8 protein-coding genes are annotated in these 12736 nt (G+C 71.5%); 6 read left to right on the top strand and 2 right to left on the bottom strand.

Features of this window, described 5'->3' with window-relative positions:
* Positions 1–105 precede the first annotated feature (105 nt).
* From ABII15_RS32685 to ABII15_RS32675, 3 genes are all read left to right on the top strand, one after another.
* On the top strand, positions 106–948 hold the full coding sequence (locus ABII15_RS32685) for a hypothetical protein (protein ID WP_353945885.1): 843 nt from the start codon (positions 106–108) through the stop codon (positions 946–948).
* Between the two features lie 44 nt (positions 949–992).
* Complete coding sequence (locus ABII15_RS32680) at positions 993–2174, top strand: lactonase family protein (protein ID WP_353945884.1); 1182 nt, start codon at positions 993–995, stop codon at positions 2172–2174.
* Between the two features lie 102 nt (positions 2175–2276).
* Positions 2277–3746, top strand: a complete 1470-nt coding sequence (locus ABII15_RS32675; RefSeq protein ID WP_353945883.1) for a glycoside hydrolase family 43 protein — start codon at positions 2277–2279, stop codon at positions 3744–3746.
* A 2-nt stretch (positions 3747–3748) separates the two neighbouring features.
* Here the strand turns inward: ABII15_RS32675 and yicI are convergent, their stop codons facing one another.
* Together yicI and ABII15_RS32665 are read right to left on the bottom strand one after the other, a co-directional pair.
* Positions 3749–5983, bottom strand: a complete 2235-nt coding sequence (gene yicI, locus ABII15_RS32670; protein ID WP_353945882.1) for an alpha-xylosidase — start codon at positions 5981–5983, stop codon at positions 3749–3751.
* Positions 5980–8799, bottom strand: coding sequence for a glycoside hydrolase family 3 C-terminal domain-containing protein (locus ABII15_RS32665; protein WP_353945881.1), 2820 nt, complete (start codon positions 8797–8799; stop codon positions 5980–5982). The genes yicI and ABII15_RS32665 overlap by 4 nt, the downstream gene beginning before the upstream one ends.
* 233 nt (positions 8800–9032) lie before the next feature.
* Here ABII15_RS32665 and ABII15_RS32660 point away from each other — a divergent pair, with 233 nt between their 5' ends.
* Genes ABII15_RS32660 through ABII15_RS32650 form a run of 3 tightly spaced genes read left to right on the top strand, consistent with a single transcriptional unit; the run spans position 9033 to position 12687 of the window.
* A complete protein-coding gene (locus ABII15_RS32660) occupies positions 9033–10724 on the top strand; it encodes an extracellular solute-binding protein (protein ID WP_353945880.1) in 1692 nt (563 codons plus the stop codon).
* Positions 10724–11764: an ABC transporter permease subunit gene (locus tag ABII15_RS32655; protein ID WP_353945879.1), complete on the top strand. Its 1041-nt coding sequence runs from the start codon at positions 10724–10726 to the stop codon at positions 11762–11764. Before ABII15_RS32660 ends, ABII15_RS32655 begins: the two co-directional genes overlap by 1 nt.
* Positions 11761–12687: a carbohydrate ABC transporter permease gene (locus tag ABII15_RS32650; RefSeq protein WP_353945878.1), complete on the top strand. Its 927-nt coding sequence runs from the start codon at positions 11761–11763 to the stop codon at positions 12685–12687. Before ABII15_RS32655 ends, ABII15_RS32650 begins: the two co-directional genes overlap by 4 nt.
* Positions 12688–12736: the final 49 nt, after the last annotated feature.

Raw genomic sequence — 12736 nt, 5'->3', positions numbered from 1 at the left:
CTGCCTCCGTCTTCAGGTGCGCCGCGATCACGGTTCGCGGCACGCGGCGCACCCTACTCGTCCGATCGCCTGCGATCGCGGGTGCGAATAGTGCAGGCTACGGGCATGCCCAGACCTTTACAGCACCGACGACTCGTCCGCGCGGCCGCGGTCTGCGCGACGGCCGCACTCACCTTCTCGGCGGCCGGCGCGGCGGGCGCGGCCGAACCCACCTGGACCGAGACCGGCACGTCGTACGTGAACTCGCTGACCGGCAGCCAGGGCCTGGCGAGCCGCGCCGACGGAACGCTCCTGCACCGGGGGCTCGCCTCGGTGCCGCTCTCGCTGCGTGTCGCGGGCTGGTCGCACGTCGGCGACCCGGACATCGCGCGCGGCCACACCTTCGACGCGTACCAGGGAGGTGACACGACGACGAAGAAGATGTACGCGGTGACGGCTCCCGACGGCACCCGCACGACCTACGAACACGCTCTTGACCCGGGCGAGTTGCTGAACAACTCGTTCGCGTCCGTGTCGCCGGACGGGCAGTGGCTGGTGTCCGGCGAGTGGGGCACGATGAACCGGCTCCAGGTCTTCCCCGCGCCCGTCCTCAATCCCGCGGCCCCCGCGCCCGGCGCGAATCTGCCGCAGGCCGGGCAGATCAGCCTCGACCGGCCGGTGGAGAACATCCAGGGCTGCGACTTCGTGACCGGCACCCGGCTGCTGTGCGCGTCGGACGACGCCGCCAAGGAGGTCCTCCAGGTCGACCTGGCCCGCCCGCTCGACGGGAAGCCGGTCACCGGCCAGGTCTCGACCGCGTTCCGGATTCCGCAGCGCAGCGTCTGCTCGGGTTCGTTCGAGGCGGAGGGGATCGACTACGACTCCGCGCGCGGCGTCCTGCGTGTGGAGATCGTGCCGCCCTCGCCGTGCCTGGTGACGACGGCCGTGATCTCGTACACGATGAAGTAGCCACGGAAGACACGAAGACGCAGCGACCGCAGGAGGTTCCCCGGATGTCAGGTACGCGCGACAGCGGAACGGGACGCCGGGGATTCCTGGGTGCGGTGGCGGCCGTCGGCGCGACGGTGCTGCTCCCCTCGTCGGCGCAGACCGCCACCGCGCGGCCGCGGCCCGCGGACCCCGCCCGGCCGAGGCCGCGGCCGCTCGCCGACCGTCCCCTCTACCTGGGCACGTACACCTCGCAGCAGGGCGGCGGCACCGGCATCGGGCTCGCCACGTACGACCCGGCGAGCGGGACGGTCACCGGGTCGGGGACCGTCGAGGGGGTGGCCGACCCCTCGTATCTGGCGGTGCATCCGGACGGCGGGACGCTGTACGCGGTGGACGAGCGACAGGACGGCGGTGTCACGGCCGTGCGTCTGGCGGACCGCACGGTCCTCGGCACCCGGGCGACCGGCGGGGCGGGCCCCTGCCATCTGTCGGTGCATCCGTCCGGGCGCTGGCTGCTGAGCGCCAACTACACGTCCGGGAGTGTCGCCGTGCACCCGATCGACGCCTCCGGCGCCCTCGGCGAGCGCACCGCGCTGGTCACGCACAGCGCGCCCGCGCCCGGTCCCGGTCAGGACGGGCCGCACGCGCACCAGATCGTCACCAGCCCGGACGGCGGTCATGTCCTGGCGGTCGACCTCGGCAACGACACGGTGTACACCTACCGCCTGGACACCGCGGCGGGCACGCTGAGCCAGGTCTCGTACGCGGCGCTGCGCCCGGGCGCGGGCCCCCGGCACCTCACCTTCCATCCCGGCGGCCGGTACGCCTATCTCGCCAACGAGGTCGACAACACGGCGGTCGTCTGCGCGTACGACCCGGACAGCGGACGCCTCACCCCGGGAGAGCCGCAGTCCACCGGCACGGGTTCGGGCACCAGCTATCCGGCGCAGTTCCTCGTGACGCGGGAGGGCGGTTACGCGTATCTCGCCAACCGGGGCCACAACAGCCTGACCCGGTACGCGGTCGAGGCGGACGGGGCGCGTCTGCGGCTGCTCGACACGGTGCCGGTGGGCGGCGACTTCCCGCGGCAGATCGCGTTCTCGCCCGATGAGGCATTGCTGTTCGCGGCGAACCAGAAGTCGGGCTCCGTGAGCGTCTTCCGGGTCGACCACGCCTCCGGCGGGCTCACCTCCACCGGTACGGCGTTCAAGGCGCCGGTCGCGGTGTGCGCGCTGCCGCTGTAGCGCGTGGATCGAAGCTCCTGAAGCGCATCGACATCGAACCCCAACTGCCGCCGCACATCGGCCTGTAATCTGCGGTGAAGCGCTTCGACGGAGAGGGCTTCCATGACAGGCCGCACCCCGGTCATCCCCGGCTTCCACCCCGACCCGAGCATCTGCCGCGTCGGTGACGACTACTACCTCGCGTGCTCCAGCTTCGAGTACGTGCCCGGCGTCCCGCTCTTCCACAGCCGGGACCTGCGGAACTGGACGCGGATCGGCAACGTCCTCGACCGGCCCGGCCAGTTGACGCTTCCCCCGGGCACCCCCGCGTCCGGCGGGATCTACGCGCCGACGCTGCGCCATCACGACGGCCGCTTCTGGCTGATCGTCACGAACTGTGCGGAGGGCGGCGGGAACCTCCTCGTCACCGCCACCGATCCGGCAGGACCGTGGTCGGATCCGGTGCCGCTGCCCGGGGTGCACGGCATCGACCCGGACCTCGCCTGGGACGAGGACGGCACGTGCTGGTGCACCACCGCCGGGATCTCGCAGGTGCCGATCGACCCGTACACCGGGCGGACGCTCGGCGCCCCGCGCCGCCTGTGGTCGGGCACGCCCGGCGCCAAGGCCCCGGAGGCGCCGCACCTGTACCGGATCGACGGGACCTGGTACCTGCTGATCGCCGAGGGCGGCACCGAGCGCGGGCACGGGGTCTCCGTGGCGCGCGGTCCTTCGCCGTCCGGGCCGTTCGAGCCGTGCCCGGCCAATCCGGTCCTGTCCCACCGCTCCACGGACGACCCGGTGCAGAACACCGGCCACGCCGATCTCGTCCAGGCCCCCGACGGCACCTGGTGGATGGTGTTCCTCGGGGTGCGGCCGGGCGGCGGCTCCCCCGGCTGGCACGTGCTCGGGCGGGAGACGTTCCTGGCGCCGGTGCGCTGGGAGGACGGCTGGCCGGTGGTCGGCGCGATCGTCGACGGGAGCGCCCCGTCCGCGTTCCGCGACGACTTCGACGCGCCGGAGCTCGCGCCCGGCTGGCTCTCGCCGCGGTCCCGGCCCGCCTCCCACTGCACGACGAAGGACGGGCCGGGCCGGCTGACCCTGCGCGCCCGCGGGGCCGGGCTCGACGCCCCCGACGTGACCTTCGTCGGCCGCCGTCAGGACCGGCTCAGCTGCCGGGCCCGCACCCGGATCGACCCGGGCGACGGCCGCGGCGGGCTCGCGGTCCGCCTCGACGAGGACCATCACTACGAGATCGAGGCGGGCGCCGGCACGGTCCGCGTGCGGGCCCGGATCGGCCCCCTGTCCACCGTCGTCGCCGAACACCGCGTCCCGGACGGCCCGCTGACGCTCGGCGTCGACGTGACCGAGGCGCCGATGAGCGACGCGCGCTCGGGCCCCGACACGCTCACCTTCGACGTCACCGGCCCGGACGGCACCCGCACCGCGCTGGCCACGCTCGACGGCCGCTATCTGTCGACCGAGGTGGCCGGCGGCTTCACCGGCCGGGTCATCGGCCTGTACGCGGCCGAGGGCACCGTCGGCTTCGACTGGTTCACGTACGAGCCGCTCCAGGCGCCGCCCGCCGGGTGAGGTCACATCTCCCGTACGCGGTAAGGGAGTCGGGTCCCGCCCACCTGCACGTCGACCGCCCCGCCGGGCGCGCCCCGGCGCACCCGGTACGTGGCGGCGGGGCCCGTCTCCCGGCCGCCGTGGCCCGGGACGCGTACCGTCACGTCGTCGGCGTCCGGGGTGACGAGGAGGGTGAGTCCGTCGGGCCAGTTCCCGTCGGGGCGCCGGTCGTCGGCGCCGAGCGGGAGCACCGCGCCGGGCCGCACGTACAGCGGCAGGCTGTCGAAGCCGTGCGTCTCGCGGCGCCAGCCGGGGCCTTGCACCCGCTCCCCGGTGAGCAGGTGGGTCCAGGTGCCCTCGGGGAGGTAGTACTCGACGTCGCCGTCGGCGGAGAAGACCGGCGCGACCAGCAGGTCGGGGCCGAGCATGTACTGCCGGTCGAGCGTGCGGGCGGTCGGGTCGCCGGGGAACTCCAGGACCATCGGGCGCATCACGGGCACACCGGTGGTGTGCGCCTCGGTCGCGGCACCGTACAGGTACGGCATCAGCCGGTGCTTCAGCTTCGTGAACCGCCGGGCCACGTCGACCGCTTCCTCGCCGAACTCCCACGGCACCCGGTACGAGACGTTGCCGTGCAGCCTGCTGTGGGAGGACAGCAGGCCGAAGGCCAGCCAGCGCTTGAAGACCGCCGGGTCCGGTGTGCCCTCAAAGCCGCCGATGTCGTGCGACCAGAACCCGAAGCCCGACAGGGACAGCGACAGGCCGCCGCGCAGCGACTCGGCCATGGCGCCGAACGACGCGAAGCAGTCGCCGCCCCAGTGCACCGGGTACTGCTGCCCGCCGACGGTCGCGGAGCGGGCGAAGACCAGCGCGTCGCCGTTGCCGCGTTCCTTTTCGAGGAGTTCGAAGACGGTGCGGTTGTAGAGGTGCGCGTAGTAGTTGTGCATGCGCTCGGGGTCGGAGCCGTCGTGCCAGACCACGTCCGTGGGGACGCGCTCGCCGAAGTCCGTCTTGAAGCTGTCCACGCCCTGGTCGAGCAGGTCGCGCAGCTTGTCCGTGTACCAGGCGCGGGCGGCCGGGTCGGTGAAGTCGACCAGCGCCATGCCGGGCTGCCACAGATCCCACTGCCACACGTCGCCGTTGGGCCTCCGCACCAGGAACCCCTGTTCGGCGGCCTCCGCGAAGAGAGCGGACTTCTGCGCGATGTACGGATTGATCCACATGCTGATGTGCAGTCCGCGCGCCTTGAGACGGCGCAGCATGCCGGCCGGGTCGGGGAACACCTCCGGGTCCCAGGTGAAGTCCGACCACTGGTACTCGCGCATCCAGAAGCAGTCGAAGTGGAAGACGGAGAGCGGGATGTCCCGCTCTGCCATGCCGTCGACGAACGACGTCACCGTCTCCTCGTCGTACTCCGTGCAGAAGGAGGTGGTGAGCCACAGTCCGAAGGACCAGGCGGGAGGCAGGGCCGGGCGGCCGGTCAGCGCGGTGTAGCGGCGCAGCACGTCCTTCGGGGCCGGCCCGGCGACGACGTAGAACTCGATGGACTGGTCCTCGACGCTGAACTGCAGCTGTCCGACGGACTCCGAGCCGATCTCGTAGCTGACCTTCCCGGGGTGGTTGACGAGGACGCCGTAGCCGCGCGAGGACAGGTGGAACGGGACGTTCTTGTAGGCCTGGTCGCTGCTGGTGCCGCCGTCGGCCTGCCAGATGTCGACGGTCTGGCCGTTCTTCACGAACGGGGTGAAGCGTTCGCCGAGGCCGTAGACGTACTCGCCGACGCCGAGCGCCAGCTGGGTGATCATGTGGTGGGCGCCGTCGGCGGTGGTGGCGAAGGCCGTGCCCTTGCGGTCGACTCCCGTGAGCCGCGCGCCGGTCGCGGTGTCGTAGAACTCCAGGCCCCACTCCCCCGCCGCGTCGAGGCGCACGCCGATCGGTCCGCTCGTCAGCTCGGTGACCGTGCCGTCGCGGGTGACGCGGGCCCCGCTGCCGCCCTCGGTGGGCAGCAGCTCGAAGTCGGGGCCCGTCCGGCGCCGGCCCGCGTGGTGGGTGACGCGGACGCCGATGACGCCCTCGGCGGGCGAGAAGCAGTCGAGGGTGATCAGCGGCTGGTTGAGGGTGTCGCCCCGGTCGCGCACGTGCCGTACGGCGGCGTACGCGGTGAACCGGTCGTCGGCGGCGCGCAGGTCGCGGACCTCGGTGGCGTACGAGGCCCGGACGCCGTCGCGCATCAGCCAGAAACCGTCGGTGAACTTCATGTGTCGAGCCTCCGCGGGATGAAGGTGAGCCGGGCCAGGCGTACCGTGCCGTCGAGCGTCACGCGCAGGTCGCGCACGCCGGTGGCGGTGAAGTCGGCGTCGAGCGTGACGTAGCGGTACGGGCCGCCGGTGGCGGGGACCGTGAGCGTGCGGCCGTCGCCGACGGTCACCGTGCCCTCGCCCGCGGCCTCGACGCGGATGCCCGTCACGCCGTCGGCCCCGAAGTCGCAGGCGAGGTAGTGGAGTTCGCCGGTTGCTCCGGACGGGGTGACGGCGTCGCCGCGGGTCTTCGTGCGGTCGACGATCTCGGTGCCGCGCTGTGTGTCGTAGGCCGCCGCGTCCAGACCGTGCGCGAGGACGGGCCGGGGTGCGGGCGCGTCGCCGTCGAGGGTGATCTCGGTGGTGAGGCGGATGTCCTCGCTGGAGGCGCCGACGAGGAGTTCGTACGTTCCCGAGGTGACGCTCCAGCGATCGTGCGCGACGTCGAAGTGGCCGAGGTCGGCGACCGGGACCGGGTACGTGATCCGCTCGCGGGCGCCCGGCGCCAGGGTGAGGCGGCGGTGCGCGAGGAGCTGGCGGCGCGGGCGCGGCACCGGCATCCCGAGCGGGCGGACGTAGAGCTGCGGGACCTCGTCGGCCGTGCGCGGCCCGGTGTTGGTGACGGTGAAGGTCAACTGCACTGCTCCGGCACGCACTTCGGCGCTCAGGTCGGCGTAGGCGAAGGAGCTGTACGTGAGCCCGTGGCCGAACGGGTAGAGCGGGGTGCCCTCGTAGTACAGGTACGTCTGGCGCGAGCCGATGATGTCGTAGTCGAGGAGGTCCGGCAGGTCGCTGTCGGCCGCGTACCAGGTCTGCGGGAGCCGGCCTGCCGGGCTGACGTCGCCCGCGAGGACCCGGGCCAGGGCGCGGCCCGCGGCCTGGCCGCCGTGCGCGGTCCACAGCAGGGCGGGCAGCTCCCGGTCGGCGTCGGGGACGGCGTAGGGGTAGGCGGAGACCAGCGCGAGGACGGTGTCCGGGTTGGCGGCGCGGGCCGCGCGCCACAGGGCGTCCTGCTGACCGGGCAGGTCGAGGGTGGTGCGGTCCTCGGTCTCGCGGCCGTTGATGTGCGGGTCGTTGCCCGCGACGACGATCACGACGTCGGCGTCGGCGGCGGCCCTGGTCACGGCGTCGGCGCCGCGTTCGACGACCTCCATCCGGAAAACGGTGCCCCGGTCGGCGACCTGCACGCCCTCGGCGGCGGCCACGACGTACCGGCCCGAGCCCGTGTGCCGCAGGAGGTGTCCATCGCCGGCCGCTTCGAGCGTGAACGTCTCCTGGACGATCCAGCCGCCCGGCTGATCGGCGGACGCCCGCACGAAGCCGTCGTCGGCGACCGACAGATAGCGGCCGTCGGGCGCGCGCAGGGTGAGGACGCCGTTCCCCCAGTCGACCAGGGCGAGTTCGGTGCCCTCGTCGGTCCGGGTGGTCAGCGGCGGCAGGTCGGTGCGGCCGGCGAGGAGTGCCGGGTCGAGGGCGCCCTCGGCGCCGCGCGCCTCGGTGGCGGCGGCGCCTTCGGGGACGTACAGCCATCCCTCGTCGCAGCGGAGGCGCACCCGGTCGACGCCTTCGGTGAAGGTGACCCGGTCCGGGCCGAAGCGCTCGCGGAGGCCGTCGAGCGGGGTGGAGCGGTGCAGGAGGGTGCCGCTGTACCAGTCGGTCTTGCACTCGTCGGCGAGCAGGCCGACGAGTGCGATCCGGGCGTCGCCGGGCAGTGGCAGCAGGCCGTCGTTCTTGAGCAGCACGACGGCCTGCTCGGCGGCTTCCCGGGCGAGGGCGCGATGGGCGTCGGTGTCGAACGCGCCGGGCGGCAGCGGGTCGTCGTCCTCGAACTCGCCGAGGCGCGCGCGGACGTCGAGCTGGCGGCGCACGGCGGTGTCGATGTCGGCCTCGGTGATCAGTCTGCGCTCCAGGGCGCCCCGGATCCGGGCGGTGATCCGTGACGGGTCGGTGCCGTGGTCGGTGAAGCTGTCCACGCCCGCGAGCAGCGCGGCGGCGGCGGCCTCCTCGTGGGTGGCGTAGTAGTGCTCGGAGTCGACGAGGTTGCTGGGCGCGCCCGCGTCCGAGCAGACGAGGAGTTCCTGGGCTGTCCAGGTCCTCAACTGCTCGCGCAGGTACGGGGATACGTGGTTGGGGCGGCCGTTGACGAGGTTGTAGGCGGGCATGACGCCGGCCACCGCGCCCTCCTCGACGGGCCGCCGGAACGCCTTCAGGTCGTACTCGTGCAGGACGCGCGGGCGCACGGAGGAGCTGGCCGTGTCGCGGGCGGTCTCGTTGTTGTGGGCGAGCCAGTGCTTGAGGACGGGGGCGGTGCGCCAGTACGTGGGGTGGGTGCCGCGCAGGCCGCGCGTGTAGGCGGTGGCGATGGCGGCGGTCAGGCAGGGGTCCTCGGAGTAGCCCTCCTCGTTGCGGCCCCACAACGGGTGGCGCAGCAGATTGACCGTCGGGGCCCAGACGTTGAGGCCGACGCGCGCGTCGCGGGCGCGCATGGCGCGGACCTCGCTGGACACGGCGTCGCCGACGCGGCGCACCAGCTCCTCGTTCCAGGTGGCGCCGAGCCCGACGGACTGCGGGAACACGGTGGCCGGGCCCATCCAGGCGACCCCGTGCAGCGCCTCCTGGCCGGTGCGGAACGCGGCGAGGCCGAGCCGGTCCACTCCGGGCGTGAACTGGTGCAGCAGCGCGATGCGTTCGTCGAGCGTGAGGGCGGCAAGGAGGTCGTCGACGCGCTTGTCGGCGGACGGGGTGCCGCCTGGGTCCAGCGGGAGTTCTTCGGTCACGGGCGGGTCCCTTGTCGAAATGGGGCGATCGTCTCACCGCCCGGCGCAAGAAATCTTCGAAGCGCTTCGATGCTCCGTACAGAAGATGTCAGGTGTCAAGTGCCTGGCAGTGACCCCGCGTTCAGGAATCTGATGCACGCACCTTGTGAGCCTCCAGGGGTTCCCTTAATGTCGCTGCAACATCGAAGCGCTTCGACGAAATGCGCGATGCGTTGTCCCGAAGGGTTGCAGCAATGACGCCGAACTCCTCCACCGAACGCTCCGTGAACCCCGGTCCCAGCCGGAGAACCTTCCTCGGCTCGACGGCCGTCGCCGCCGTCGCGGTGGCCGGCGGTGTGCCGTTGCTCTCCGCCTGCGGCGGCGGCTCGGAGAGCAAGGACCGGGAGGGCACCACGTCCGGGAAGAACGCGGCGAAGCTGCTGCCGACGTTCGTCGCGAGCACCTTCGCCCGGCCGGACATCTCGTCGAAGAACGGCTCGGCGGCGGGCTACACCGCCAAGGTCGACCTCTCCGCCCTGTCCACCTCGGTGAAGAGCAGGCTCGGCACCGGCGCGCCCCTGAAGGTCATGTCCCCGCTCTGGGGCACCGCGCCCAAGGCTGACTGCGCCTACTACACGCAGCTCGACAAGGCGGCGGGCACCAGGATCACCTGGCAGAACCAGGACGGCAACACCTACGGCGAGAAGCTCGGGGCCGTGCTGGCGTCCAGCTCGATACCCGACATGGTGGTCGTACCGAGCTGGGAGCTGGTCGGCAAGATCTCCAACGCGATCACCGCAAAGTTCACGGACCTCGGCCCGTACCTCGCGGGCGACAAGGTGAAGAAGTACCCGAACCTGGCGGCGATCCCCTCGGACTCCTGGCGGATGGGCATCTTCGGCGGTGCCCTGCGCGGCATCCCCATGCCGTCCGCCGCGGCGACGTTCAACCCGGCGTACTACCGCAAGGACATCTTCGACAAGAAGGGCTACGACGTCCCCAAGTCGGCAACCGAGTTCCTGAGCTGGGCCAAGGAGGCGACCAGCGCGAAGGCGAAGGTGTACGCCTGCGCCGACATGTCGTGGACCGGCTTCAACATCTTCGGGGTGCGGCCCTCGGGGAGCCTCGGCTGGCACATCGAGGACGACGGCAAGCTGACCTACCGCGTCGAGCAGCCCGAGTACCTCGAAGCCCTGGAGTGGACCCGCAAGCTGTTCGACGCGGGTGTCGTCCACCCCGACGACAAGGCCCGCTCGGGCGACGCGGGCCAGCGGTTCACCGCGGGCCAGGTCCTCATGTTCAACATGGACATGTCCCAGTGGTACGTGAAGACCGCCGAGCAGGCGAAGTCCAACCCGGACTTCGAGATGGCCGCCATGGACCTCTTCGGCCCCGACGGCGGCGACCCCACGCTGTGGGCCAGCCAGCCCGCCACGATCTGGTCGCTGATCCGCAAGGGCGCCTCGAAGGAGACGGTCGAGAACGCGCTGGCCGCCGCGAACTTCGCCGCCGCGCCGTACGGCACCAAGGAGTTCATGCTCGTCAACTACGGCGTCGAGGGCACCCACTACGCGGTCAAGGACGGCACCCCGGTCAAGAGCGACCAGGGCAACCAGGAGGTCATCAACGCCTGGGTGATGCTGTCCGCGCCCGCCCCCTACTTCGCGCACCCCGACTACCCCGACATCGCCCGCAAGCAGGTCGAGTGGGAGCAGCGCCAGGGCTCCTTCATGAAGAACACGAGCACCTACGGCATGAACATCGTCGAGCCGACCCGGTGGGCGAACCTCTCCAGCCAGTTCGAGCAGCTGGAGATCGACTACGTGCGCGGCAACAAGAAGCTCTCCGACGTCCAGCAGGCCGTTTCCACCTGGAAGTCGTCGGGCGGCGACAAGCTGCGCGACTGGTACAAGAAGCTCATCGACAAGAACGGCAGCGGCAACTGATGTCACTCACCGCCGGGAGCAGGCCCGACGGGGTGCGTGCGCCGGCCGCCGTCGAGGAGCCGGTGGCCGCGCTCGCCCCGAAGGCAGTCCCCGAGAAGCGCTCCGGCGGCGCCAAGGTCCCCTTCAGGACCCGGCTGCGCCGCGACCGCGCCCTCATCCTGATGACACTGCCCGCCATCGCCCTGCTCCTGCTCTTCAACTACGTTCCGCTGCTGGGCAACGTCGTCGCCTTCCAGGACTACGACCCGTACGTCTCCAGCAACGGCGTGACCGCGATCTTCCACAGCCCCTGGGTCGGCGTGGAGCAGTTCTCGCGGATGCTCGGCGATCCGCTGTTCTGGGACGCGGCGAAGAACACGCTGGTGCTGTTCGTCCTCCAGCTGGTGCTGTTCTTCCCGGTGCCGATCGCGCTGGCGCTGCTGATCAACAGCGTGGTGCGGCCCCGGGTGCGGGCCGTGGCGCAGGCGATCATGTATCTGCCGCACTTCTTCTCGTGGGTGCTGGTCGTCACCGTCTTCCAGCAGATCTTCGGCGGCGCCGGGATCATCGCGCAGACGATGGAGCGGCACGGCTGGGGCGGCTTCGACCTGATGACCAACGCGAGCTTCTTCAAGTTCCTGGTCACGGCGCAGTCCGTGTGGAAGGACGCGGGCTGGGGCGTCATCGTCTTCCTCGCCGCGCTCGCCGCGGTCTCCACCGACCTCTACGAGGCGGCGGCCATGGACGGCGCCGGGCGCTGGCGCCGCATGTGGCACGTGACCCTGCCCGCGCTGCGCCCGGTGATCGCCCTGCTGCTCGTGCTGCGGGTCGGTGACGCGCTGTCCGTCGGGTTCGAGCAGTTCCTGCTCCAGCGCGACGCGGTCGGCGCGGGAGCCAGCGAGGTCCTCGACACCTATGTGTGGAACATGGGAATCCAGAACGGCGACTTCAGTTACGCGGCCGCGGTCGGCCTCGTGAAGGGGGCCATCGGCATCTGTCTCGTCCTGGGCGCGAACCGCTTCGCGCACCTGCTGGGCGAGCAGGGGGTGTACAAGAAGTGAGCCTGAACACGCAGTTGATCCGCAGTCTCCAGGCGCCGCCGCGCCCGGTGTGGGAGGAGCCGCCGCGCAGGGCGGGGCTCACGCTCAAGGGCGGCTTCCTCGTCCTGTGCTGTCTCGCGATCCTGGGCCCGCTGTGGATCGTGGTCGTCACGAGCCTGTCCCCCAAGCCGGTGATCGACCGGGCCGGCGGCCTCGTCCTGGTCCCGGACGGCATCACGTTCATCAACTACACGGAGCTGCTGGGCGGCGGCCAGGTCAGCCGCGCGATGCTCGTGTCGATCGGGGTCACCGTCGTCGGCACGGTGTTCTCGATGACGGTGTCGGTGCTCGCGGCCTACGGCCTGTCCCGCACCGGCAGTCTCGGCCACCGGTTCCTGCTGATGTCGCTGATGGCCACGATGTTCTTCGGGGCCGGGCTGATCCCCACGTATCTGCTCGTGCAGTCGCTGGGCCTCACCGACACCTATCTGTCGCTGATCCTGCCGAGCGCGGTCAGCGTCTTCAACATCCTGGTGCTGCGCTCCTTCTTCATGGGCATCGCGCCCGAGCTGACCGAGTCGGCCCGCATCGACGGGGCGAGCGATCTGCGCATCCTGCTCACCATCATCCTGCCGCTGTCCCGCGCGGTGCTCGCGGTGATCTCGCTCTTCTACGCGGTGGGGTACTGGAGCGCCTGGTTCAACGCCTCCATCTACCTCACCGACCAGCAGATGATGCCGCTGCAGAACGTGCTGATCCAGCTGGTGCAGAAGAGCCGGGCCGCGCCGACCGGCCTCCAGCAGGCGGTGCACACCGGGCAACTGTCCACGCTGGGCCTTCAGATGGCCGTCATGGTCCTCGCCCTGGTCCCGGTGGCCGTCGCCTCGCCCTTCGTCCAGCGCCACTTCAAGAAGGGCATGCTCACCGGCGCCGTCAAGGGCTGACGCCCCGGCAGGCACCGCGCACCGCCCGTCCCACCCGTGACCCCCATCG

Origin of the sequence: Streptomyces sp. HUAS MG91 (genome assembly GCF_040529335.1) — a bacterium.
In the GTDB taxonomy this organism is placed as follows: domain Bacteria; phylum Actinomycetota; class Actinomycetes; order Streptomycetales; family Streptomycetaceae; genus Streptomyces; species Streptomyces tabacisoli.
Note: the sequence above shows the minus strand (reverse complement) of the source record. Positions and strands in the feature narration are given on the sequence as shown.

What these genes read in the sequence shown, in the direction of transcription:
- ABII15_RS32685 (WP_353945885.1), top strand. Translation starts at nt 106, where the DNA reads ATGCCCAGACCTTTACAGCACCGACGACTCGTCCGCGCGGCCGCGGTC.
- ABII15_RS32660 (WP_353945880.1), top strand. Translation starts at nt 9,033, where the DNA reads ATGACGCCGAACTCCTCCACCGAACGCTCCGTGAACCCCGGTCCCAGC.
- ABII15_RS32655 (WP_353945879.1), top strand. Translation starts at nt 10,724, where the DNA reads ATGTCACTCACCGCCGGGAGCAGGCCCGACGGGGTGCGTGCGCCGGCC.
- ABII15_RS32680 (WP_353945884.1), top strand. Translation starts at nt 993, where the DNA reads ATGTCAGGTACGCGCGACAGCGGAACGGGACGCCGGGGATTCCTGGGT.
- yicI (WP_353945882.1), bottom strand. Translation starts at nt 5,983, where the DNA reads ATGAAGTTCACCGACGGTTTCTGGCTGATGCGCGACGGCGTCCGGGCC.
- ABII15_RS32675 (WP_353945883.1), top strand. Translation starts at nt 2,277, where the DNA reads ATGACAGGCCGCACCCCGGTCATCCCCGGCTTCCACCCCGACCCGAGC.